Genomic DNA, 24,025 nt, shown 5'->3' with positions numbered 1-24,025 from the left:
CGGGAGGGGCCTTCTGAACTCTTTTCAGCCTAGAGGGACTTTTGCCGAGCGTCTAGCAAAAGTCGGGATTTTTCAGATTAACTTCCGCTGGATGACATGCAAAAGCAATCATGCTTCACTAAATGGATGACAACAGCTGCCGGAACTGACGCCGGATATACCTCCGCGCCAGAGGTCGGCAATCTTTCACGCGCCGGGAACCTCTTCCAACTCCTCCGCGACGGCAAAGCCCGCACTCGTGCTGAGCTCGCCGAAACCACCGGGTTGGCCCGGTCCACGGTGGCCTCACGCATTGACGCGCTCATCAACTCGGGCCTCGTTGGGCCCGCCGGTGAAGCGACCTCCACCGGCGGCAGGCCGCCGTCGCGCTTTGCTTTCAACCCTGCCGCGCGCGTCGTCCTCGCGGTCGACGTCGGAGCTACCCACGTGATTGTTGCCGTCACCGACCTCGGCGGCAACGTCTTGGCGGAGCGACGATTGGGGCAGGAAGTCGCCGATGGTCCGGACGTCGTCCTGGGCCGCGTCGTGACTGCGGGCCGGGAGCTTTTGGCCGAATCCGGACGGGAGTTGGGCGACCTGGCCGGCATGGGTATCGGGCTACCCGGCCCCGTTGAACACGATTCGGGTCGCCCGGTGAAGCCGCCCATTATGCCTGGCTGGGACGGATTCGACGTCGTCACGTACGTTCAGCGCTCCCTGCCGGTTCCCGTTCTGGTTGATAACGACGTCAACATCATGGCCCTCGGCGAACGTACGGCGTATTGGCCGGACCACGAGAACTTCCTGTTCGTCAAAGTAGCCACTGGCATCGGCGCCGGCATCATCAGCAGTGGCCAATTGCAGCGCGGCGCCAATGGCACCGCCGGCGATCTGGGCCACGTCCGTGTCCCGCGCGGCGACGACGTCCTCTGCCGTTGCGGCAATCACGGGTGCCTCGAGGCGCTTGCTTCAGGTCCCGCCGTCGCGCGCCAGCTACAGTCACAGGGGCTGGAAGCTACCAACGGCGCGGACGTCCTGCGGCTTGTTGGTGAGGGCAATCTTCAGGCAATTCAGGCACTCCGGCAGGCCGGGCGTGACGTCGGCGATGTGCTGGCCACCGTGGTCAACCTGCTCAACCCGTCCATCATTATCATCGGCGGCAGCGTGGGGGAGGCCGACGAGCATCTGGTGGCCGGAATCCGCGAAGTGGTCTACCGACGCTCCCTGCCCTTGGCCACCACGCACCTGCGCATCGGCATTTCCATGGCCGGGCAGCGCGCCGCGATCCTGGGCGCCAGCCACATGGTCACCCAGCACGTCCTGTCTCCATCTGTGATTGAGGCCACGCTCCAAGCTGCGGGATGAGCGTTTCCGGATGCCGGTTGCCGGGTAGCGCCGTGATAGCAATGAAACTGATGTCTAATCTCCTTGCTTCTTCGTGCGTCCAATGAGCAAATTCCTCGCCAAAGTTCCCCGTGGCTGGCTGATCCTTGCGTGCATCGGGCTGATCGCCCTCAACATGCGGGGCCCTTTCGTGGCCGTGGCGCCCGTGGTGGATTCCCTTCAGCAGGACCTCGGTTTTTCACCGGTTGAGCTTGGACTGCTGACCGGCATCCCCGTGCTCTGTTTCTCCCTTGCTTCGCCCTTGGCCTCATTGGCGGGCCGCCGTCTTGGGGCAGAAGTCGCCGTGATGCTCACGCTTCTTGGTGTGCTGGCCGGCGTAGTGGTCCGTTCCAGCGGCGGTGGCGTTTCGGTGATGGTGGGCACCGTCATCATTGGTGTGGCCATCACTATCGGCAACATCGCAGTGCCGCTCATCATCCGACGCGACTTCGCGCCCCGGCGCCAGGCAACGGCCATGGGCGTCTATACGGCTGCGCTGAACGTCGGCTCGTTCCTCACTTCCGTGGCTACGGCGCCCCTTGCAGAGCTGGTGGGCTGGCGGCTTGCCTTGGCCGCGAGCGCGTTGTTGGCCTTGGCGGCCATCGTGTTCTGGGTGCCCACTGTTGGTGCTCGGAAGGCCTTTGTTCCGTTGGCGGTTCCTGCTCCTCCGGCTTCCTTGTCCGGTCGTGTTGCGGGTGTTCGGTGGCTGACGGTCGGCCTCACACTTGGCTTCGCCGGCCAGGCGTTCTCCTACTACGGAGTTACCGCCTGGCTGCCGAGCTTCCTGTCCGACGAACTCGCCATGGGCACCGCCGACGCCGGTGCAGGCTCGTCGCTCTTCCAGATATTCGCCATTGTGGGCGGCCTGGGCGTACCGCTTCTGGCCCGTTTCGCCAGTACGACGGCGGTCGCGGTCACCCTGAGCGCGCTGTGGCTTACCGTTCCCGTGGGTCTGTTGCTGGCGCCTTCGTGGTGGTGGATGTGGTCCTCGCTGGGCGGTGTTGCTCAGGGCGGAGGTATCACGGTGATCTTCATTGCCATCATCAAATTCGCGCAATCGCAGGCAGCCGCCGGAAAGATGTCCGCCGTGGTACAAGGCGTTGGCTACTGCTTCGCTGCGTTGGCTCCCACTGCCATCGGGTTCGTGCACAGTGTTACCGGGGGGTGGACGGTGCCGCTGTTTGTGATCCTTGGCTCGGTGCTCGCGTTCTGCGTGTGCACCACGTTGTCCGTGCGCTGGGTGGCCCGGCAGCGCTAGCTGGGCTTGAGCCGGCCCAACCCTGCCCGTGGTCAACCCTGCCCCGATCCAACCCTGCCCGATTCGGGGGTTCCCTGCGCAGCATGCCGTGCGCACGGCATGCTGCGCAGCTAGACAGCGAAGCGGAATGCCGTGCCGCGGGAGGTGGGCGCCGCCGTCGTGCGTTGCTTGGTTCTCGCTTGCCCAACCCTGCCCGATTCGGTGGGTAGCCGCGGATTAGACGGTAGGAAGCGTCTTGTGCGCAGCTAGCCGTCGAATCGGAGGCGGGGCCAGTGATTGTTCCCTGCCTCAACCCTGTCCGATTCGGGGGTTCCCTGCGCAGCATGCCGTGCGCACGGCATGCTGCGCAGCCAGGCAGCGAAGCGGAGTGACGCGCACAGGTAAGCCCCGTTGCTGGGCTGCCTCCCCGACGGTCGGGGTCACTTGTTGCGAAGAGTGCAGGCAGCCCAGCGTCGGGGCTTGATTGTGTCGCTACCCAGTAGATCTAGGCCGCGACGAGTTCCTCTTCCGTGGCCTCTTCACGGGCCTCGGTGAGGAAACGGGCGTACGCAGGGATTGTCAGGAAGGTAGGGAATTCCTGGGCCAGGGTGACTTCTTCGAAGATGGCGCGGGCGTCAGCGAAGCGGTCTCCATCGAAGCGTTCCAGTCGGGCGTATTCCTCCTCCAGCATGTCTTCCACCCATTCGCGGGTGATGATGTCGCCGTGGTCGGTGATGGCGTGGGAGTGGATCCACTGCCAGAGCTGGGACCGGGAGATCTCGGCAGTTGCGGCGTCTTCCATGAGGTTGTGAATGGCCACAGCTCCGTTGCCGCGCAGCCAGGACTCGATGTACCGAATGCCTACCTCGATGTTCAGGCGAACGCCGCCCTCGGTGATGGTGCCCTCGGTGCTGGCAATATCGATCAGTGCCCGGTCATCGGGGTTTACGTCCTCGCGGGAGCGGTCCAGCTGGTTGGGGCGGTCTCCGAGAACTGAGTCAAAGACTTCCCGGCAAACAGGCACCAGGTCCGGGTGGGCCACCCAGGAGCCGTCGAAACCATCGTTGGCTTCACGGGTCTTGTCCGCCCGGACCTTCTCGAACGAGGCCTGGTTTGCTGCTTCGTCCTTGCGGTTGGGAACAGCGGCAGCCATGCCACCGATCGCCATGGCCCCGCGACGGTGGCAAGCCCGGACCAACTGTTCCGTGTAAGCACGCATGAATGGCTGGGTCATGGTCACCTGGCCACGGTCAGGGAGCACGAAACGCGGTCCGCGGGTACGGAAGTTCTTGATCAGCGAGAAGATGTAGTCCCAACGCCCAGCGTTCAAACCGCTCGCATGGTCGCGCAGTTCGTACAGGATCTCCTCCATCTCGAACGCGGCCGTGATGGTTTCAATCAGCACTGTGGCGCGGATGGTGCCCTGTGGGATGCCGAGCAGATCCTGGGCCAGGACGAAGATGTCGTTCCACAGGCGGGCTTCGAGGTGGTTCTCGATCTTCGGCAGGTAGAAGTACGGTCCCTTGCCCTGGGCCAGCAGGCGGCGCGCGTTGTGGAAGAAGAACAAACCAAAGTCCACGATGCCGCCGGCGATCGGCTTGCCGTCGATCAGCATGTGCTTCTCCGGCAGGTGCCAGCCGCGGGGACGAACCACAATGGTGGGCAGGTCCTCTGCAGCCTTGAGCTTGTACTCTTTGCCTTCCGGGGAGGTGAAATCGATCCGGCGCTCCAAAGCATCGGTCAGGTTCAGCTGGCCCTGGATGACATTGCGCCACGTCGGCGTGGACGAGTCCTCCATGTCAGCGAGCCAGACCTTCGCACCCGAGTTCAGGGCGTTGATGGTCATCTTCTTATCCACCGGGCCCGTGATCTCCACACGGCGGTCCTCCAAACCAGGTGCCGGGGGAGCCACGCGCCACGACGGGTCATTCCGGATGGCTTCGGTCTGCGGCAGGAACCGTGGATCCTGGCCCCCTGAAATTTGGTTGCGGCGGGCGTGCCGTGCCTGCATCAGCTCCTGCCGACGATCAGCGACGGCCCGGTGCAGCTTGCCGACGAACTCAAGCGCATCCGGAGTAAGGACCTCGTTTTGCCGGCAAATTGGCTGCGCGGTGATAGTGATGCCGTTGATTGTGAAGTTGTCAGTGAAGCTGTTCATTTTAAGACTCCTAAGAGAAAGTTCGACGGCGGCACTTCCGCGAGATGCGCACGAGGCCAAGGAGCCGGTGCCGCGGCAGCCTGCGTAAAAGGGGCCCTGCGTCCCGGTCCGGCCTCGCTCAGCGAGGTCGAAACCGGGACGTGGGGAATAGCAGGCAGAGCGGTACCGGTCCGCAGGCCGGAGGCGACAGCCGCCGTCGGGAATTGGTTTAGTGGAACTGGCCCTCTTCGGTCGATCCGACCAGTGCGAGGGTGGATGCGTTCGGGTTGAGCGCGGTTGCGATGTCGTCGAAGTAGCCGGTGCCGACTTCGCGCTGGTGCTTGGTGGCGGTGTAGCCGCGGGACTCGGAGGCGAATTCCTTTTCCTGAAGCTCGACGTAGGCACTCATGCCTTCACGGGCGTAGCCGTGGGCGAGGTCGAACATCGAGTAGTTCAGGGCGTGGAAGCCGGCCAGGGTGATGAACTGGAACGTGAAACCCATGGCACCGAGTTCGCGCTGGAACTTGGCGATGGTGGTGTCGTCCAGGTGCTTGCGCCAGTTGAAGGACGGGGAGCAGTTGTAGGAGAGCATCTGGTCCGGGAACTCGGCCTTGACCGATTCGGCGAACTTGCGTGCCAGTTCCAGGTCCGGGGTGCCGGTCTCCATCCAGATGAGGTCGGAGTACGGTGCGTAGGCCTTGGCGCGGGCGATGCAGGGTTCGATCCCGTTGCGGACCTTGTAGAAGCCTTCCGCAGTGCGCTCGCCGGTGATGAATTCCTGGTCGCGCTCGTCAACGTCGGAGGTGATCAGCGTTGCGGCTTCAGCGTCGGTGCGGGCGATGACCACGGTGGGGGTGCCGGCGACGTCGGCTGCCAGGCGGGCTGCGTTCAGGGTCCGGATGTGCTGCTGGGTGGGAATCAGGACCTTGCCGCCGAGGTGTCCGCACTTCTTTTCGGAAGCGAGCTGGTCTTCCCAGTGAACGCCCGACGCGCCTGCGGTGATCATGGACTTCATGAGTTCGTAGGCGTTGAGCGGGCCACCGAAGCCGGCCTCGGCGTCAGCGACGATCGGGACCAGCCAGTCCTCAACAGTCTTGACGCCCTCGGCATATTCGATCTGGTCAGCGCGGAGCAGGGCGTTGTTGATGCGACGGACAACCTGGGGGACCGAGTTGGCCGGGTACAGGGACTGGTCAGGGTAGGTCTGGCCCGAGAGGTTCGCGTCAGCTGCCACCTGCCAGCCGGAGAGGTAGATGGCGCGGAGGCCGGCCTTGACCTGCTGCACAGCCTGGTTGCCGGTCAGGGCACCGAGGGCGTTGGTGTAACCGCCGGTGGGTGCTTCCTCGGTGAGCTGCTTCCACAGCTTCTCCGAGCCGCGGCGGGCCAGGGTGTGCTCTTCGGAGACGCGACCGCGGAGGCGGACGACATCAGTAGCCGAGTAATCGCGGGTGACGCCTTCCCAACGCGGGTTGGCGGACCATTCAAGTTCCAGCGCTGCGGCCTGCTGCTCTGCGGTCTGCTCTGCTGGTTCAAATGAAGCGGTCATCTTTGATCTCCTAGGTGGTGCCCGGGCCGGCCTCCGCTGCGCCTTTGCTGCATCGGCCGGCTTGCCCGGGGTCTGTATTTCTTTTTCGTAAGACCTACTTTTCTGCACTTCCAAGAGGGTTACTAGAGGAAAACTATGGAAAGAAATGCACTTCTTCGCGTATTCTCAAGAAATGTCGCCTGTGAGCTGGAATCGTGAAGTCGCGTCGCCGTCGTTGTCCGCTGCGTCCCCTGAACTGGACGTCATCAGCCTTGGCCGCCGCGTGCGCCATCTGCGCAAGCAGGCCGGGCTGACCCTTGACGACTTGAGTGCCGCCGTCGGGACCGCACCGAGCCAGCTGAGCCTTATAGAAAACGGCAAACGCGAACCCAAGTTGGGGCTCCTTCAGCAGCTCGCTGCCTCACTCAACGTGACCATCGATCAGCTGCTCGGAGCCGAGCCGCCGAGCCGCCGGGCGGCCTTGGAAATTGAGCTGGAACGGTACCAGCGGGGACCCCTGTATGAGTCCCTCAACCTGCCCAAAATCCGCATCAGCTCGCGGCTTCCGCTGGATGTGCTGGAGTCGCAGGTGGGGCTGCTTCAGGAGCTCGAACGCAAACTTAACGAGCAAGTGGCGACGCCGGAAGAAGCCCGCCGCGCGAACGGCGAGTTGCGTGCCATGATGCGCGAGCGCGGCAACTATTTCCCCGAGTACGAGGCCGAGGCGCAGAAGGTCCTCAAGGGGGTGGGTTACACCACCGGTCCGCTGAGTCAGCACGTCATCGCGGACATCGCCGAGAACCTCGGTTTCACCCTGCACCACGTGGGCGATCTTCCCCATTCCACGCGGTCCGTGACCGATTTGAAGAACCGCAGAATTTATCTGACGCAGAACCAACGCCAGGATCACGACCCTCGTTCAGTGCTCCTGCAGGCGCTTGGACACTATGTCCTTGGGCATGAAACTCCGCGGAACTATGGGGATTTCCTGGCGCAGCGAGTGGCCACCAACTACTTCGCGGCCGCTTTGCTGCTTCCGGAGCAGGCAACGGTGGAGTTCCTGCAAAAGGCCAAGGCCGCCAAGGAAATCGCCGTCGAAGACATCCGGGATGCCTTCGCGGTGTCCTACGAAACTGCCGCACACCGCTTCACCAACCTGGCCACCAAGCACCTGGGTATCACCACGCACTTCCAGAAAACACATCAGTCCGGCATCATCTACAAGGCATACGAGAACGACGGTGTGACCTTCCCGCAAGATCACACCGGGGCGATTGAAGGGCAGCCGTCGTGCAAAGCGTGGACCTCGCGTGCGGTCTTTGACGTGCCGGACAAGTTCAGCGCTTACAGCCAATACACGGACACACCCTCAGGCACTTACTGGTGCACGGCCCGCACTGAGCGGTCAGCTGCCGGCGAGTTCTCTTTGAGTATCGGAGTGCCGTACCAACACGTGAAGTGGTTCCGCGGCCGGGAGACCACCGCCCGTGCAACGTCCAACTGCCCGGACCCGAACTGCTGCAAGCGTCCGCCGGCGTCATTGGCGAACGAGTGGGCCGGCAACGCCTGGCCGTCCGCCCGGGCGCATTCGCACCTGCTCGCCGCCATGCCTCCCGGCGCATTCCCCGGCGTGGACGAGACCGAGGTGTACTCGTTCCTGGCGGCGCACTCCGAACGGTGACGCTCGCTCACGTCCCGCGGGCTTGAGCGTGACGCTCGCTCACGTTCTGGCAACATTTGGCGATCCCTCCCTCACTTCGGGTGAATTCCATCCTCAAACGGAGCACCATGTGAGAACAACGCCAAACAGGGGGATGCGCCATGAAACGAACCGGCAGAGTCACAGCGCTGCTCGCGGCAGCAGCGCTGGTGAGCGGTTCCGCGACTATCAGTGCCTGCGCGCCGCAATCAACCGACGTCGGGCTCCAAACCGCCGACGGCGTGACTCGCGTTTCAGTCCAGACGACGGACTACTCGGCGCAGCTTGCCGCGTTCAATGCGTCGGCGCGCAAGCTCGGCGCCACGCTACTCGCCGATGGCGGCGACTCGGATAACGGCAACGTAGTGTCGTCGCCCGCCAGCCTGCTGATTGCGTTGAGCATGCTTCGGGCCGGGGCATCCGGGGCCACTGCTGCGGAGATGGACTCAGCCCTGGGTTTTCCCGGAGAGGGGCGCGACGAAACGATGAACGCGCTGCTCGCCTCCCTCGAAAAGTTCGACGGCGACCCCGGCTCAGTCGACGAAGAGAACCCGCCGCGTAAGCCGGTCATGCACGCCGCCAACGGGCTGTTCGTTGACAAAGGCGTGCCCACCGGCGAGGCCTTTCTCACCACCCTCGCCAAACATTTCGGCACAGGCGTCTACCCGGTGAACTTTCGGGACGAGGCCGTTACCAAACCAGCAATCGACCAGTGGGTCAGCAGGAACACCGGCGGCCGGATCAAGGAAGCACCCGCACAATACGATCCTGACAACACCTTCAGCCTGCTCAATGCCCTTTACTTCGCCGCCGCCTGGCAAACGCCCTTCGACGCGGACGACACGGCGGACGGCCCCTTCACCAAGGGCAGCGGGGAAGTAATCAACGTGCCAATGATGCACTCTTCGCTCACCATGGCATACGCCGAAGGGCCCGGATGGCAGGCCGTGGATCTGCCTTACGCCGAGGGTTTTGTCATGCGGGTGGTACTGCCCGACGGCGATGCGCCGGGTTCGGTTGGTTCGTCAGGTGCGCCGGGACAGGCCGCCGCTTCTGCGGCAGTGCTGACGGACGTGGCTAAAGGATTGGGTGCAGCCAAACAGGACATGGTCCAGATCAGCCTCCCTAAGTGGGACCACAAGACCACGTTTGAGCTGCGGAAAGTCTTCAAAACGCTCGGACTCAACCAGATGCTGGCCACGGACAAAGATTTCGACGCGATCCAGCAGGGCATGAAACTGACGCAGGCGGCTCAGGCAGCCAACATCACCGTTGCCGAAAAGGGGACCATTGCCTCCGCGGTGACCCAGATGAATGCGGAGGCCTCCAGTGCCGTGGTTCCGGAGCGGGAGATCGTCCTCGACCACCCCTTCCACTACCAGATCGTTCACGTCGAGACCGGAACGCCCCTGTTCATGGGATGGGTGGCGGACCCGCGAAGCTAGCGGGCCAGACGCTGCACCAGCACCGCGGCGGCTTCGACAACCTCGTCGGCCTCGCGCTTAGTGTGACTGAAGGCCACTTCCTGCCCGGCGACGGTGATGATGTCCGTGATCACGGCAACGGTGAGCCTGCCAAGGGTGTCGTCGCTGGCGCCCAAGAGCACGGAATTTTGCCGCACCCATTCGCGCCCACGTTCCCGCCGGAGTACCTCGAAACCCGGGGGAGTGTCGCCCTCAATGAACACCCGCTCCAAGTGCCGGTGCTTCCAGGTGTAGTCGAAGTAGCTGCGGCTGCCCACGTTGAACAGCGCAAGGGGATCGTTCTCGCCGGCATTGCGCGCCTTCGCCACGGACGCGGCGACCAAGCGCTCGTGTTCGTTTTGGTAGTCGTCCCACAGGGCGAGGAAGAGCTCAGTCTTCCCGCCAAAGTGGTGATAGAGGCTGCCCACGCTGGATCCTGCCCGCGCCACGATGTCCGAGATGCTCGCGTCGGTAAAGCCGTGCTCCACGAAAACGCTGGCAGCCGCGTCCAGGAGATTGCGCTGTGTTGCCGCAGTGCGGGTCCACTGCCAGGAGCCGGCAGTGGTGGCTGCATCGGATGTTTTGCGAACCACGCTCTCGCTCCTCTCGCAGGCGGAAGAAGACCGGAGTGTTGCCCGGCCATTTTTTGGAATCTTACTCTGGAGAGAATCCACATAGCCAACACCAAGCCTTGACTGGTCCACAGGGAACAGGAAATAATTCTGGAAGTCTGTTCTAGAAATGCATGTTGCGGCGTGTATCCGAATGCTGCGATTTTTGACGTCGAACGCCCCGAAACCCGGGTGCCGTTTTCACCGTCGGGCTGCAACTGGTTGAATCGCTATATAGCGCCAACTGGTCGCAGCCAAACAAGCCAGAGAGGAACGCGGCCTGATGTCCGTTTCAAGCAAGTCGTCCGGGATCACGTCGAACAGGTGGTTCAAACCCGTCGTCGTCACCGCAGGAGCTTTGGTGGTGGCACTGATCCTGGTGCTCGTTGCGCAATGGCTCCGGACCCTCCAGCCCGTGCAGCAGTTCCTCACCGACTACCCGGGGCACTCGGCCATTCCTGAAGGCGCCCCCACAGGGTTCCCGGCCTGGCTTGGCTGGCAGCACTTCCTCAATATGTTCTTTATTGTCCTGATCATCCGGTCGGGCTGGCAGGTGCGCACCACCACCCGCCCGGCTGCCAACTGGACCCGGAACAACAAGGGTTTCATCAAGACCAAGAATCCCCCCACCAAGATCAGCCTGGACCTATGGTTCCACCTGACTCTGGATGCGCTCTGGGTCCTGAACGGCATCATCTTCATCGTGCTGCTTTTCGCTACCGGTCAGTGGCTGAGGATCGTTCCCACCAGCTGGGACGTCTTCCCGAATGCCATCTCGGCCGGGCTGCAGTACGCATCACTGAACTGGCCCGTTGAAAACGGCTGGAACAACTACAACAGCCTCCAGCTCCTCACCTACTTCATCACGGTCTTCATTGCCGCGCCGCTGGCCATCATCACGGGCATCCGGATGTCCGGGGCGTGGCCCAAGAAGGCTGCGATCAACAAGTTCTACCCGATCGAGCTGGCCCGTAAGATCCACTTCCCGGTGATGATCTACTTCGTGGCATTCGTGATCGTCCACGTGACACTGGTGTTGGCAACCGGTGCCCTGCGGAACCTCAACCACATGTACGCCTCCAACGACGACAACAGCAGCTGGTGGGGCTTCGGGATCTTCGCAGCATCCATTGTCTTCACGGCAGCCGCTTGGTTCCTGGCCCGGCCCCTGTTCCTGCGCCCGATCGCCTCGCTCATGGGCAAGGTCTCGCGCTAGCTGGCCCCGCCCTGCCACAGGGCATCGAACGGAGCACCCGAGGACACTCGGTTCTTGATGCCGGCGGTCACGAAAGCCTTCGCCGTTCGGGCAGCTTCCAGCGGCGCCGCACCCTTGGCCAGCTCGGCAGTCACTGCGGCAGCAAGCGAGCAGCCGGCGCCGGATACAGCTACCTCGCCAACCTTGGGCGCGCGCAGGACCTCCAGCGTCTTGCCGTCGTAGTAAACGTCGACGGCGTCCGGGCCTTCCAGCCGAACCCCACCCTTGGCAAGGACTGCTGCGCCGCTGATCTCATGGATGCGAATGGCGGCGGCCTTGAGCGACTCTTCATCGGTGATGGTGAGTCCGGACAACGACTCGGCCTCGAAATGGTTGGGAGTGACGAACGTAGCCAACGGCAGGATCTGCGCCTTCAAGGCCTGGTCGGTGTCCAGGGCGTGGCCAGGTTCCTGTCCCTTGCAGATCAGCACCGGGTCCAGCACTACGTGCCTGAAGGAGCCGTCGGTCAGTGCGTTTTCCACGGTGCTGATGGTCGCCGGGCTTCCGAGCATGCCGATCTTCACGGTATCCAGCAAGGAAGGTGCGCCGGAAGCGGCACCATATGCCGCCGTCGTGGCTTCCAACTGGTCTGCAATGACTTGCTGGTCCACGGGCACAAAGCGGTGGTTCCAGTTGTCCTGCGGGTTGAAGGAAACAATGCACGTGAGGTTCGCGATGCCGAACACTCCGAGTTCCTGGAAGGTCTTGAGGTCGGCCTGTGCGCCGGCGCCACCGGTCGCTTCGGAGCCGGCGATGGTCAGGGCAATGGCAGGGGCAACGGCTGAAGTCATGGTTTCCATTTTGCCAGTTGCGCGGCTGCCCGCCGATTCCTGCGGGGGAGGCTCAGCCGTGCAGCGCCCGGTAGGCAGCCTGTGCCGCCGGATGCAACGGGATGCCCGCAGTATTGATCAGTGTTTCTGGGCTGAGGAACTGCACGCCCGTGCTGGACTTCGGCACCAGATCCTGGGCTTGTTCCACCAGGAGTTCCACGGTTTGCCGGACAACGTGATCGGCCAGGTCCCTGCGGCACAGGAGCAGGTTGGCCACGCCGACGGTCCACACGGCGGGCGCGTTACCGTAGCTGTTCGCGGGGATGAGGACGCGGTCGTAGAAGAAGCCCGATTGCGCCCGGGTTGCCGGGATGAACTCTGAAAGGTCGAGGAGACGGACGCCTATTTCCTCCGCTGCCGCAGCGATGGGCGCCGTCGGGACGCCGCCTGACTGGATCATCACGTCAATGGAACCCTCCCGCAAGGCGGCCAGGGCTTGGTTCAGCCCTAAGTTGGCTTGCTTCAGTGCCCGTTCCGGCCCGGCCGTTTCAGGAGAGAGCCCTGCGGCAGCAATGATGCGCCCGGCCGTGAGAGTGGTTCCCGAGCCCACCTCACCCACGCCCGCAGTCTTCCCGGCGAGGTCAGCGAAGGTTCGGATTCCGCTGTCTTCCCGAACGATGCAGTGGACATAGTTCTGGTACACCTTTCCCAAGGCCACCAACTGGCTTTCACCCTGGCCGGGAGCTGCTTGGGCTGCTGCGTCGGCCAGCGCGACGGCGAGCGTGGCCCCTCCGGATAAGACCCGCTGAATGTTCTCGAGGCTTCCGCCGGTGGTCAGCGCAACTGACCTTTCAGCGACCCCTTCCCGCTGCAGCAAGTCGGCGAGCAGGCTGGCGAACTCAAGGTAGAAGCCGCCCGATTCGCCGCCGGCAACGGTGAGTTCCTGAGGGCGTTCCTCTGTGGTGCAGCCTGCTGTTGAAGCGAGCAGGCTGCCGCCCAAGCCAAGCGCTACGGCTGTCTGGAGGACATTTCGCCGCGAGACTTTGAGGGGTTCAGGCATGCGTGTCCTCCTCCGGTTTCACGAACTCGAGGCGTGCCGTCAGGCCATGGGGCTCGCGGGATTTCAGGACCAGCCTCGCGCCATTTGCTTCTGCCAGCCGTTCCACGATGGTCATCCCCAGCCCGTTGCCGGCAATACTGCTGTGCTGCGGCGCCCGCCAGAACCTGGTGGTGGACGCGGCGAGCTGTTCGGCCGGGAGGCCCGGGCCGTCGTCGGAAATCACGACGGCGGTGCCTCCTTGCGTCTGCAGGGTCGCCACCGTGATGGTGGCCCCCGGCGCGTATTTGATGGCGTTGGCGAGGAGTTCGCCCACCATGTGTGCGAGTTCGTCGGGATCGCAGACGATCCGGCTTTCTGACGCAGGGCTCTCCAACGTGAGCTCTGATCCGGCACGGTGAGCGGCCGGCGTCGCCCGTTCAACCTCGCCCTGCAGAATTGGGTAAGGGTCGATGACGGCCAACCGTTGGTGTTCCGGTGCTTTTTCAGTCCGGGCAGACCCCTCAAAGGCGCGATGTTCCGCCGTCGCGAGCTTCAGCACGCCGTCGAGCATTTCCTCCACCCGCTCAAGTTCCGCCACGACGCCAGCGGCCGCATCCTTTTCCGGCTCCGAACGCAAGGCGAGTTGGAGCAGATCGATTCGCAGTCGCAGGGCACCAACGGGGTTCCGGAGTTGATGTGATGTGTCGGCGATGAGTCGGCGCTGCGACTCCATACTCTCGGTCACCGTATCCGCCATGGCGGTGAAGGATCGGCTTAATTCCCGCAGTTCCGGCGGTCCTGCATCGGGAAGCTGGCTGGTTTTCCCTGTGGCTTCGAGCTCGTGGACTGCTTTGCTGAGCCGATGGACCGGGCGCAAGACCCACGCCGTGATGCGCGACGCCGCCACGAGCAGCAGCATGCCCAGCGCAACCGCAGCAAGCCCCACCACCAGCCACCGTTCCCGCAGCTTCTGCCGGGCTGCGTCGAGGTTGACTTCCACAACTACTTCGCCGAGGACCTGGCTGGCCGTGCCGAAGGACCTGGAGATGAAGTCGTTGCCGGTACCGAAGGCCCGGATGGGGTTCAGGGTGGTGTCGCTCAGGTTGAGGCTTGCCCGGTTGAGGGCGTCCTTGACCTCCGAATGGTCCTCGTTTAGACCGCCGGAGCGGAGGGTTTCTTGCTGGAGGCGGATCAGGATTCCTTCGCCATAAAGCTCGGAATAGCGGTCCATTTCCCGCTGTAGTTGGGTGGTGTTGCTGTCCTCCGCTGCGTCGCTGGCCAGCTGCGCGAAGCGGTTGAGGGCTGCCACACGGTTGATCTGCAGTTCCTGGGTGAGCTCCCGGCTGGCTGATGTGAGGATCACGCTGGACACCGTCACCACAATAATGACCACCAGCAGGCTCAGGATGCCGAGGACCCGGACTTTCACGGTTGCTCTACGCGGTAACCGACGCCCCGGACGTTGATGATGAACCCGGGGAGCTGGAGTTTGGACCTCAGTCCGGTCAGGTGAACGTCCAAGGACCGTGAATGAGCCAGGAACGCATCGCCCCAGAGTGCGTCCAGGATCTGCTCGCGGGTAACCACGGAGCCGGCGTTCCTGACGAGGAGGCCCAGGAGATCGAACTCCGTTGCCGTGAGGGCCAGTTGTCGTTCGCCGACGATGGCAACGCGGCGGTGGAGGTCTACCTCGAGTTCTCCGAGGACGATGTTGTGCGGTGCTTCCTGGCCCGATCGGTGAGTCCTCCGAGTGACAGCTTCGATTCTGGCGAGCAATTCCACGAGCTTCACGGGTTTGACCAGGTAGTCGTCCGCCCCGGACCGGAGGCCCAGCACCACGCTGCGCTCGTCGTCGCGTGCTGTCAGGATCAGGATCGGGATTTGGGTGACCTGCCGGAGTTTCCGCAGGACGTCCAAGCCATCCATATCGGGGAGCCCAAGGTCCAGAAGGATCACCTCGTGCTGCCTGTGCGCCAGCAACGCATCCTCGCCGCGGGACACCCGGGTGTGCTTATGCCCGGCAGAGGCGACGACTGCGCTCAAGGCCGACGCCATGGCGTCGTCATCCTCGACGATGAGCACGTGCACTGTCAGGGTCCTTTGTCTTGCTGGGCTGATTGGCGGGTCTGTTCCGCTACTAGAGCTTAACGTTGTGAGGCCCGCTCTGCGCCCTTCAGAGTATCCAAAGGGGGCAGAGCGGGCCTCACAAGGCAGCCAGTTTAGGCGTTGACGCGATCCTTCGTGCCGTCGTCGTCGGTTTCCTTCACAGCGCCCTTGGCCACGAAGGCGTTGCCTTGCTCCGCATCCAAGTGCGTGGGCTTCTTGTTCTTCAGCGCGAAGATGTACACCAGCAGCGATATGAAGATCGCGGCGGTGACGTAGGTGAAGAACATGTCCACCTGACCCGACTTCTGCAGGGCCGCACCGATCAGCGGAACCGTGCCACCGAACAGCGAGTTGGCAATCGCGTATCCGAGCCCGACGCCGAGGGCGCGGATGGATGCCGGGAACAGTTCAGCCTTCACCAGCGCGTTGATGGACGTGTAGCCACCCACCATCAGAAGGCCGCCGAACATCAGCAGGAACGCCACGAACGGATCCTTGGTTCCAGCAAGTGCGGAGAGCAGCGGCCAGGTGAACAGCACCCCGGTCACACCAAACCAGATCAGCAGCGGTTTCCGGCCGATCTTGTCCGAGAGCATGCCGTACACAGGCTGCAGCAGCATGAAGATGAAGAGCGCCCAGAAGTTGATCACAGAGGTGTCGGTCTTGGCGATGCCGGACGTATCGTTCATGAACTTCAGGATGAAGTTGGTGTACGTGTAGAACGCCACCGTGCCGCCGAGCGTGATGCCGATGCAGATGAGCAGCGGCTTCCAGTGCTTGGTGAACAGCAGTTTCATGGTGCCAGGCTGCGCCTCGCCCTCAACCTTGACGTGGGCTGCGCGGAGTTGATCTGCGGAAAGGGTCTCTTCCATGGAGCGGCGAAGCCAGAGAACAACAAGCGCAGCCACGCCACCCAAAGCGAACGGAATCCGCCAGCCCCACGCCGTCAGGTCTTCCTTACTCATGGTGTTCTGCAGGATCACCAGCACCAGGAGGGCCAGCATCTGCCCGCCAATGAGCGTTACGTACTGGAAGCTCGAGAAGAAGCCGCGGCGTTTGGCCGTTGCAGCCTCGGACATGTACGTAGCACTGGTGCCGTACTCGCCACCCACTGAGAAGCCCTGGATCATCCGGATAAACACGAGCAAAATCAGTGCCCAGAGGCCGATCACGTCCTGCGTTGGCAGGATCGCGATGGCGAAGGAACCAGCCGACATCATGGTCACACTGAGTGTCAGCGCAGCTTTGCGGCCCTTGCGGTCGGCGTAGCGGCCGAAGAACCAGCTGCCGATCGGGCGCATGAGGAACGACGTCGAAAAGACAGCCATCGCCTCAAGGCCTGCCTGCAGATCGTCCGAGGAGTTGAAGAAGTGCGACTGGAAATACGCGGCAAAAGCGGTATAGACATACACGTCGAACCACTCCACGAGGTTGCCCGCGGAGCCCTTGAGGATGTTGCTCACGGCTTTACGTGTCTGGGCGGCTTCGCTCAGAGGTGCAGCTTGTTGGGTGCTCATCAATGAACCTTCCTGGACGGCAGCGTTTTGCAGCGGCCGTGTCTTGCATGAGTTCGTTCTGTCCATGAAGCTCGTGCTCATGGCGTCCTTGCGCATGGCTCTTCGTTGACTAAGAAAGGCCCTCCGGGGTGAAGAGGACATGTTCCAAACTATGGGTGATGCACGGCACAGCCCTAGCTCGCGGGGGATTTCCTAACACTTCCTTAGGTTTCGGCTGGCCCGGGTTGAGGTCCGCTTGCGGTCGCTTGCCCTGGATTCCCCGGCTGCAGCTTCCGCTGTGGCTTTCCTGAACCGCCGGGGTTATCTTCTTGGCATGGGCGCATTTCTGCGTGTGGCGCGCGCAGTGAAACAGGAGGCAGCCAATGTTCCGCTGCCGCCGGGTCAGGTTGCCGGTCTGGTGCTGGATGCAGTCCTCGACCGCTTGCATCCCGTTTCCGTCCCTGAGCGCAGCGTCAGACATAAAGCGGCTGGCGCTGTGTTGGTTCTGGCTGGTGCAGGAATCACCGGTTGGGCGGTTTGGGAGCGCCGGCGTGAAGCGGCGGGAAGCTTTCAGCTGGGCCATCCCGAGGGCTTAGTGACCACCGGCCCCTATGCTGCGAGCCGCCATCCGATGTATCTCGGGTGGTGGATGATTCACGCAGGGGTGGCGGTCTCCAGGGGTTCTGCCTGGCCCGTGGTGACTATGCCTGCTGGAATGCTGGTGGAACATCTGGGCGCGTTGTGGGAAGAATCCATGCTCCGACGGCGATTTGGCGAGGCATACGCCGACTATGAGCGGGATGTTCCGCGCTATATAGGTTCACCGGCACGGTTGATGCGCACCAGTTTCCAGATGGCAAGGCGGCCAGCTCCCGCTGCGACGGCAATCGACGACGAAAACAGAAGTGAACCCGTGGACGAAAATGCGCCGATAGGCACACACATGAGCAATCCCGCAGCGAAGAATGCGGCCACGTGAAGCCACTGATTCCGAACGCGTCGCAGGGCGAGTCCGAGGAAGGAACCTACCGCGGCACCAACTGCCCAGACTGGGAGCAGGCTGTAGATGAAAAAGACAACGGCCCACTCGGGACTCTGGCTGGACAGCAACACGCAGAACGTCAAGTGCGCTACGGCGATGCCCAGCGTCAGTCCCTTCCCTCCCAGCACCACCCGATCCTTCGGTCCGTAGCGCCATCCAGTGGATGGGCTCCCTGTTGCCGGCGCGTACTCTTCATCGATTGACCAAGGGTTCTGGCTCATGACTACCTCCGAGTGATGTGAGCGAGCGGTCGGCTGAAGGGGTGATTATGTGAGCGAGCGGTCGGCTGAAGGGGTGATTATGTGAGCGAGCGTTCGGCTGAAGGGGTGATTATGTGAGCGAGCGTTCGGCTGAAGGGGTGATTATGTGAGCGAGCGTTCGGCTCTGCCCTCGGTGATCGCGTTGAGGGCACCGGCCAGGGTTGGGTGCTTAAACGCGAACCCGGCGTCGAGCAGTTTCCGGGGCTCCACCCATCGGCTCTTCAGCACAAGCTCTGTTTGAGTACGGATCAGGATGGCGCCGGCTTCAAGGAGCCACGCGGGTGTTGGGATGCCGAACGGAATACCCGCGCTTTGCCGGACGTGTGACATCAGCTCGCGGTTGTCCACAGGATAGGGTGTTGCCGCGTTCACCGGTCCGGTCAGCTCAGCGTGGGCGTGCACGAACATCACCGTCCTGAACAGGTCCTCCACATGGATCCAGCTAAACTTCTGGTTTCCCGGGCCCATAGGTCCGCCCAAGCCAAACCGGGCAAGGTTCCGGAGGGGGCTCATGACACCACCGGCCCCCAGGACGATCGCAATGCGCAGCGGCACCTTCCGCGTTGCCGGAACAACAGCAGCCGCCAACTCATCCTCCCAAGCCCGGGCCACGTCCACGGAGAACCCGCTGCCCAATTCGCCCGAGACCTCTGACTGTGGGTGATCTTCCGCGTGCCGGTAGATGGTTCCGGTACTTGAGTTGATCCAGGTCATAGGTGGTTCAGCGCACGCAGCAATCGCCCGCCCCAGGGTCCGCGTGGTCAACACCCGGGAGTCCAGAATCTCCCGCCGGTGCCGCTCGTCGTAGCGGCAATTCACGGAGCGTCCGGCGAGGTTCACCAGCAGATCGGCGCCGTCCAGCGCTTTGGTGATGGCGCCGTCGTCGTTCCAGTGGGCGTCAGCCGACGCGTCCCGCCCAACGGTCCGGACCTGCCACCCCTCGGCAGTGAACCGCTGCTTGAAGTAGCCGCCAATGAAGCCGGTGGCACCAGCGATCACCACTGACCGCGGGCTCATGAGTCTGCCTTGACGCTGCGCACGAGCCCAAGGACGTCGTCGAACACTTTGCTGACGCCGGGAATCTTCGCGAGCGACAGGCCCCGCGCCACAAGTGGTGCCGCGCCATCGATCAGCTTGCGCGTGCGGCGTTGATCCTCGGAGCGGTCGTAAACCCAGAACAGCGCGACGCCCATGTACGCCAGCCACAGCAATTCGGGCAGATCCCCGCGCAGCTTTTTCGCGACGGCGGGGGAGGAGCCCTCGACGGCGGACCGGAAGATCGCGAGCGAGGCCGCGCGGGCGGCGGTGGACGCCTCACCGAACGGGTTGACGGGCGACGACGGCCGGATCGCCGTCGCGATGAAATCGGAACCGAACTGGTGGTACGGAGACATGACGTCCACTCCTGTGTGCAGAACTGCTTTGAGGCGCCCGGCGAGATCATGGATGCCTTCGAGTGCCTGCGCCGCCACTACGGCGTGTTCTTCCTGCACTTGGATGTAGAGCTCCTGGACGAGTTCGTCCTTTGACGCGAAGTAGTAGTAGGCGTTGCCGACCGAGACTCCGGCCTCCTGGGCGATGGCGCGCATGGTGGTCTTTTCGAAGCCGATTTCACGGAACATCTTCAGTGCGACATCGGCCACCAGCTGGCGGGTCTGTTCACTCTTTGCTGCCATTCGGTCCACCTCGCGGAAAGTTTTGAACGTGTTCAAGAATAAGTATGGCATCATTTCTGAACGTGTTCAAAAGCGGGTTAGTGAGCGAGCGTTTGATTCAAGCACGTGGGAGGTGAGCGAGCGTTTGATTTAAGCACGTGGGAGGTGAGCGAGCGTTGGGGTCAAGCACGTGGGAGGTGAGCGAGCGTTGGGGATGAAGGAGTGGGAGAATGGAACCGGTGCCGGGCCGGATGCCCCACCAACCCACAGTGCTAATACAGCGGGGTTCCCTCACCAGGGAGCCTGCGCGAACCACTACGAAATGGATGACCCATGCCCTCGCCCTCAGGCTCCAGTACTTTGAGCAAGCCCGCTCCGCGCTTCGCTTCCATCGGTTCCCCGTATTTCGGCATCATGCTGGCCATTATGGCCGTGGTGCTGATCCTGTCCAACATCGGCGCTTCCAAGGGCGTGGTGATCGGGCCGATTATCACTGACGGCGGGTTCTTCCTCTTCCCGATCGCCTACATCCTGGGTGACGTGATGAGCGAGGTCTACGGTTTCAAGGTGGCGCGCAAAGCCATCATCACTTCGTTCGCGCTCTCGGTGTTCGCATCGCTCTGCTACTGGATCATCATCGTGCTTCCCGGCTTCAGCGACGAGTACGGCACCGCAAAGCAAGCAGCCATCGAAGGTGCTCTGGGCCCGGTTCCGCTGATCGTCCTCGGTTCACTGCTCGCTTTCCTGGCCGGGCAGACCATCAATTCCTGGATCCTGGTGAAGATGAAGGCGCGCACGGGCGAGAAGTCACTGTGGGCGCGCCTGATGGGCTCGTCCGTGGTGGGCGAGTTCGTGGATACCCTGATCTTCTGCACCATCGCGGCGTCGGTCATCGGCATCACGGACTTCGGTTCGTTCCTGAACTACGTCCTGGTTGGCTTCGTCTACAAGACGGCCGTGGAATTCCTGTTCGTCCCCGTCACCGTGCTGGTTGTTGGCTGGATCAAGAAGCGCGAGCCCAGCTACGGGGTAGCTGCAGCCTAGCCTCGGGCCGAGATCGCCGGAACCGTGTGAGTTCGCCGGAAGTTTCCGCACGCTCACGCAGGCTTCCGGCGATCTCGACGCCTACGAGTAGTACCGGCCCAGGGTCTCTGCCTTGAACTCGAAGAAGTCCCCGGATTCGATGGCCAAGCGGGCATCGTCCACCATCTTCACCACGAAGCGCTCGTTGTGGATGGAGATCAAGGTAGCCGAGAGCATTTCCTTGGCCTTGAACAGGTGGTGGATGTAGGCCCGTGAATAGTTCACGCAGGTGTAGCAGTCGCATCCTTCCTGCAACGGGCCAAAGTCGGTTTTATAGCGGGCCCCGCTCAGGTTGAACCGGCCAAAGGGTGTGTAGAACGCCGAGTTTCGGGCAACACGTGTGGGGGAGACGCAGTCGAACGTGTCGGCGCCGTTCTCGATGGCCGTGAAGATGTCGTCCGGTTCGGAGATGCCCAGCAGGTGCCGCGGCTTGTTTTCGGGCAGTTCCTCGTTGCACCAGCGCACAATCGTGCCCAGGTTTTCCTTCTCCAGAGCACCGCCGATCCCGTACCCGTCAAAGGGCATGGCACCCAAATCCTGGCATGCCTTGCGTCGGAGGTCCTCGTATTGGGCGCCCTGGATGACGCCGAACAACGCCTGATACGGCTTGTCCACGCGGGATGAAGTCAATGACGCATGCTCCTCAAGGCAGCGCAAAGCCCAGAGCCGCGTCCGTTCCAGCGATTCCTCCTGGTACGCACGCGAGTTCTGCAGCGTTGTGAGTTCGTCGAAGGCGAACATGATGTCTGCGCCGATCTGGTGCTGGACCTGCATGGAGATCTCGGGGGAGAAGCGGTGCCGGTCTCCGTTCAGGTGCGATTTGAACCAGACACCGTCGTCGTCAATATGCGCCAGCCGCTCCTTGCCGGGCGCTACTGCGTCATCCGGACCGGAGCTGTCCACGTTCTTCATATCGATGACCTTCTTGAACCCCGAGCCCAGGCTCATCACCTGGAATCCGCCGGAGTCGGTGAACGTCGGCCCCGCCCAGTTCATGAACGCGCCAAGCCCGCCAGCGGCGTCGAGAATCTCCGGCCCCGGCTGTAGGTACAGATGGTAGGCGTTGGCAAGCACAGCCTGCGCACCGAGCTCGGCGATGGACTCCGGCAGCACCGCCTTCACGGTTGCCTTGGTCCCGACGGCGATGAACGCGGGCGTCTGAATGGTCCCGTGCGGTGTGGTGATGGTTCCGGTTCGGCCTAGGAAAGCGCCGCCGTTGGCGTCTACCTGAGCGTCCGACGGCGAGCACGTTTCCGTGAGGCGCTTACCCACCGAGAAGGAGAACTCGGATTGCCGGGCAGTCAGCCCTGGCAACCCGGGGAGCGCAGGCGGAGTGGAAGCCGGAACAGCAGAAGGATCGGACAAAGACGCAGAAGCAGGAAGGGAAGCTGGCACGCTACCAAGTGTGCCAGCTTTACCGCGGGTAACCTGCCGAAAAACCCCTACGAACCGTAGCTCTCAGCCTTCCACTTGTCCCACGAGGACCTGATGTCCGCCAAGGTGTGGGCCCCCAAATCGTAGGTGGAGGCAATCACCATGGAACCGCCGTCGGGCCTTTTCTCCGGAATCGGCAGTTGCTCAGCGACGATCAGCAGCCCGTCCCCGTGCTCGGCGTAGCTGTGGACGGTGAGGCCCACCTGGTGCCGGCTCTTGAACCAGACCTTGCCGGAGATCTTCTCACCCGTGGCAAGCGTGAGCGAGTATTCCTCTCCAACAGGCGGTAAATCCCCAAGCCCCAGCTTCTCAATCGCCGGCCCGCCTTTACCCGGCAGGGAGATGAAATGGGTCCGCCGGTGCCCGTGGGGGTGCCGTTCCAGCGCGAACCGCAGCTGATGCAGGAACGTGAGCCAACCCTGAGTGATGTCCTCATCCCACTCGGCCCATTCCGAGTTGTGATCGAGGGCGGCCCTGGTGACCCGCACTTCTGTGCCACCGGAGACCGGATGGAGCTCAAAGACGTCACCGCCGTTGACGGTCAGGCTCGTGTGATCGGGCCCCTCCACAACATCGGTGTTGAAGTAGATCTGTTTGATTTCGTCGGCGAGGTCGTCGGCTTCCCAGCCGTGCCATTGAGCCACCAACGACGGTTCACGCAGCATTGTCCAAACCTGCTGCGCGTCGGCATTAACCACAACGCTCAGATTGTTCGTCATGGCCCCGAATCTACCGCCGTTGGCGCCCACATAACAGGTCTTGATATTCCCTAAGAATCGGTACAGGGGAAGCTAGGCGCGCACCGACTCAAGTTCATTGCCGATCCGCCTGGCCAGCTCGTCCTCGTCGATGGTCTTCGATCCACCGTGGGCACGCAGGAACATCAGCGCCTCGAGCCGGAGGAACCGCCATTCACGCTCAGCTTCGTGGTTCCCGTTGTCGATTGCACGGAAGATTTCCTTGTCGTACAGGTTGGGTTCGTTCAGCGAACGTTGCCTGACCCGGGCATTGATCCGGGCCTTGAAGGGGTCTTCTTCCTGCGACTCGGGGGCGCGCAACAATTTTTCGTAAACAGCGGCGCGCTCGGCTTGTCCGGCTTCGCGGCAAATGAAACTGGATAGCGCCAAGGCACGTTCGATCGATGCCCAGCGGTCCAGGTTGCCGTCAAAGGGCAGCACATTCAGCAAATCGGCGACTGCCAAAGCGTGGTCTGGATCGCGCAGCACAATGCAGAGATCGAAGGCGAGGTCGCTGAGGTCCCGCAGGCAGCTTCCCGACTTGGTATTGATGCCTTTCGCGAGGCGATCCGCCAGGACCTGCACACCGTTCTTACCCTTGTGGTTGGCTGCCGCAGCACGAACCACGGCTTCCGGTGTGCCGTCAGGCTCAGGGATGAGGGCCAGCTCCTCAGCGCTGGGACCGGTGTGCGTCGGCGGCGTTTCCGGGCGCGGAGGAACGACGACGGCGGGACCCGCGGGAGCGTCGGCGTCGCCTCCTGCCGGGGTGCTTGAGTCCGAGGTGCTGGAATCAGGGGTGCTTTCGTCCGCGGCGCTTGAGACGGAGCCGTCGGAGTCAACGGGAACTCCGCCACCCACAGGAACACTGGACCCTACAGCGATCCGTAACGTGCCGCCGTCGACCATTGTCACCAGCAGCAACGCGGCCACGCCGTAATCGTCGTTTTCCACCTCAACGGCGGCAATTTCCTCGGCTGGCCCGTCACCGGGCGGGAACACGAAATCCCCGGGCCGCAGGTCCCCAGCCTGCTTTTCCATGTATTGCTGTGTGGCTGGGCTGTGAGTCATCGGAAGTCCTTTGGTTCTCGTGGGGTCCGCCGTCCAGTCTACAAAG

20 protein-coding genes and 1 pseudogene are annotated in these 24,025 nt (G+C 62.8%); 7 read left to right on the top strand and 14 right to left on the bottom strand.

What is annotated here, in order from left to right:
• The first annotated feature begins 126 nt into the window (after positions 1-126).
• Together ACZ881_RS04600 and ACZ881_RS04595 are read left to right on the top strand one after the other, a co-directional pair.
• Positions 127-1,344, top strand: a complete 1,218-nt coding sequence (locus ACZ881_RS04600) for an ROK family transcriptional regulator (protein WP_476112865.1) — start codon at positions 127-129, stop codon at positions 1,342-1,344.
• A gap of 82 nt (positions 1,345-1,426) precedes the next feature.
• A complete protein-coding gene (locus ACZ881_RS04595; protein WP_476112863.1) occupies positions 1,427-2,620 on the top strand; it encodes an MFS transporter in 1,194 nt (397 codons plus the stop codon).
• Positions 2,621-3,104: 484 nt separating this feature from the next.
• Here the strand turns inward: ACZ881_RS04595 and aceB are convergent, their stop codons facing one another.
• Together aceB and aceA are read right to left on the bottom strand one after the other, a co-directional pair.
• Positions 3,105-4,757, bottom strand: coding sequence for a malate synthase A (aceB, locus tag ACZ881_RS04590; RefSeq protein ID WP_476112861.1), 1,653 nt, complete (start codon positions 4,755-4,757; stop codon positions 3,105-3,107).
• A gap of 208 nt (positions 4,758-4,965) precedes the next feature.
• The gene (gene aceA, locus ACZ881_RS04585; RefSeq protein WP_178993320.1) at positions 4,966-6,282 is read right to left on the bottom strand and encodes an isocitrate lyase; all 1,317 of its coding nucleotides are present in this window, start codon (positions 6,280-6,282) and stop codon (positions 4,966-4,968) included.
• A 145-nt stretch (positions 6,283-6,427) separates the two neighbouring features.
• Between aceA and ACZ881_RS04580 the strand changes: the two genes are divergently transcribed.
• Complete coding sequence (locus ACZ881_RS04580; protein ID WP_091465280.1) at positions 6,428-7,942, top strand: XRE family transcriptional regulator; 1,515 nt, start codon at positions 6,428-6,430, stop codon at positions 7,940-7,942.
• A 140-nt stretch (positions 7,943-8,082) separates the two neighbouring features.
• Positions 8,083-9,405, top strand: a complete 1,323-nt coding sequence (locus ACZ881_RS04575; protein ID WP_476112860.1) for a serpin family protein — start codon at positions 8,083-8,085, stop codon at positions 9,403-9,405.
• Here ACZ881_RS04575 and ACZ881_RS04570 read toward each other — a convergent pair.
• A complete protein-coding gene (locus tag ACZ881_RS04570) occupies positions 9,402-10,016 on the bottom strand; it encodes a TetR/AcrR family transcriptional regulator (RefSeq protein WP_476112858.1) in 615 nt (204 codons plus the stop codon). The genes ACZ881_RS04575 and ACZ881_RS04570 overlap by 4 nt on opposite strands.
• Positions 10,017-10,317: 301 nt before the next feature.
• Here ACZ881_RS04570 and ACZ881_RS04565 point away from each other — a divergent pair, with 301 nt between their 5' ends.
• A complete protein-coding gene (locus ACZ881_RS04565) occupies positions 10,318-11,250 on the top strand; it encodes a cytochrome b/b6 domain-containing protein (RefSeq protein WP_091465285.1) in 933 nt (310 codons plus the stop codon).
• Here the strand turns inward: ACZ881_RS04565 and ACZ881_RS04560 are convergent.
• The 5 genes from ACZ881_RS04560 to ACZ881_RS04540 form a co-directional block, all read right to left on the bottom strand.
• Positions 11,247-12,080: a hydroxymethylpyrimidine/phosphomethylpyrimidine kinase gene (locus ACZ881_RS04560; protein WP_476112855.1), complete on the bottom strand. Its 834-nt coding sequence runs from the start codon at positions 12,078-12,080 to the stop codon at positions 11,247-11,249. The genes ACZ881_RS04565 and ACZ881_RS04560 overlap by 4 nt on opposite strands.
• Before the next feature lie 52 nt (positions 12,081-12,132).
• Positions 12,133-13,119, bottom strand: a complete 987-nt coding sequence (locus tag ACZ881_RS04555) for a TAXI family TRAP transporter solute-binding subunit (protein ID WP_476112853.1) — start codon at positions 13,117-13,119, stop codon at positions 12,133-12,135.
• The gene (locus tag ACZ881_RS04550) at positions 13,112-14,527 is read right to left on the bottom strand and encodes a sensor histidine kinase (protein ID WP_476112851.1); all 1,416 of its coding nucleotides are present in this window, start codon (positions 14,525-14,527) and stop codon (positions 13,112-13,114) included. The genes ACZ881_RS04555 and ACZ881_RS04550 overlap by 8 nt, the downstream gene beginning before the upstream one ends.
• On the bottom strand, positions 14,524-15,186 hold the full coding sequence (locus ACZ881_RS04545) for a response regulator transcription factor (RefSeq protein ID WP_476112850.1): 663 nt from the start codon (positions 15,184-15,186) through the stop codon (positions 14,524-14,526). Before ACZ881_RS04545 ends, ACZ881_RS04550 begins: the two co-directional genes overlap by 4 nt.
• A 131-nt stretch (positions 15,187-15,317) precedes the next feature.
• The gene (locus tag ACZ881_RS04540) at positions 15,318-16,721 is read right to left on the bottom strand and encodes an MFS transporter (protein WP_476112848.1); all 1,404 of its coding nucleotides are present in this window, start codon (positions 16,719-16,721) and stop codon (positions 15,318-15,320) included.
• A gap of 313 nt (positions 16,722-17,034) precedes the next feature.
• On the opposite strand from ACZ881_RS04540, the pseudogene ACZ881_RS04535 reads away from it, so the two are divergent.
• Positions 17,035-17,466, top strand: a pseudogene (locus tag ACZ881_RS04535) (methyltransferase family protein); the annotation flags it as partial.
• Positions 17,467-17,510: 44 nt separating this feature from the next.
• Here the strand turns inward: ACZ881_RS04535 and ACZ881_RS04530 are convergent.
• The 3 genes from ACZ881_RS04530 to ACZ881_RS04520 all read right to left on the bottom strand — a co-directional run bounded on the left by ACZ881_RS04530 (position 17,511) and on the right by ACZ881_RS04520 (position 19,678).
• Positions 17,511-17,963, bottom strand: coding sequence for a hypothetical protein (locus ACZ881_RS04530; protein ID WP_476113892.1), 453 nt, complete (start codon positions 17,961-17,963; stop codon positions 17,511-17,513).
• A 141-nt stretch (positions 17,964-18,104) separates the two neighbouring features.
• A complete protein-coding gene (locus ACZ881_RS04525; protein ID WP_476112846.1) occupies positions 18,105-19,019 on the bottom strand; it encodes a TIGR01777 family oxidoreductase in 915 nt (304 codons plus the stop codon).
• The gene (locus ACZ881_RS04520; protein ID WP_476112844.1) at positions 19,016-19,678 is read right to left on the bottom strand and encodes a TetR/AcrR family transcriptional regulator; all 663 of its coding nucleotides are present in this window, start codon (positions 19,676-19,678) and stop codon (positions 19,016-19,018) included. Before ACZ881_RS04520 ends, ACZ881_RS04525 begins: the two co-directional genes overlap by 4 nt.
• A 312-nt stretch (positions 19,679-19,990) precedes the next feature.
• On the opposite strand from ACZ881_RS04520, the gene ACZ881_RS04515 reads away from it, so the two are divergent.
• Positions 19,991-20,701, top strand: a complete 711-nt coding sequence (locus ACZ881_RS04515) for a queuosine precursor transporter (RefSeq protein ID WP_091465298.1) — start codon at positions 19,991-19,993, stop codon at positions 20,699-20,701.
• Between the two features lie 81 nt (positions 20,702-20,782).
• Here the strand turns inward: ACZ881_RS04515 and tgt are convergent, their stop codons facing one another.
• From tgt to ACZ881_RS04500, 3 genes are all read right to left on the bottom strand, one after another.
• Entirely contained in the window at positions 20,783-22,054 is a 1,272-nt protein-coding gene (gene tgt / locus ACZ881_RS04510) for a tRNA guanosine(34) transglycosylase Tgt (protein ID WP_476113854.1), read from the bottom strand.
• Between the two features lie 128 nt (positions 22,055-22,182).
• Complete coding sequence (locus tag ACZ881_RS04505; RefSeq protein WP_091467504.1) at positions 22,183-22,893, bottom strand: SRPBCC family protein; 711 nt, start codon at positions 22,891-22,893, stop codon at positions 22,183-22,185.
• A gap of 72 nt (positions 22,894-22,965) precedes the next feature.
• Positions 22,966-23,979, bottom strand: coding sequence for a DUF6707 family protein (locus ACZ881_RS04500; RefSeq protein ID WP_476112842.1), 1,014 nt, complete (start codon positions 23,977-23,979; stop codon positions 22,966-22,968).
• Positions 23,980-24,025 lie beyond the last annotated feature (46 nt).

Source organism: Paenarthrobacter sp. TE3676 (assembly GCF_056279165.1).
Note: the sequence above shows the minus strand (reverse complement) of the source record. Positions and strands in the feature narration are given on the sequence as shown.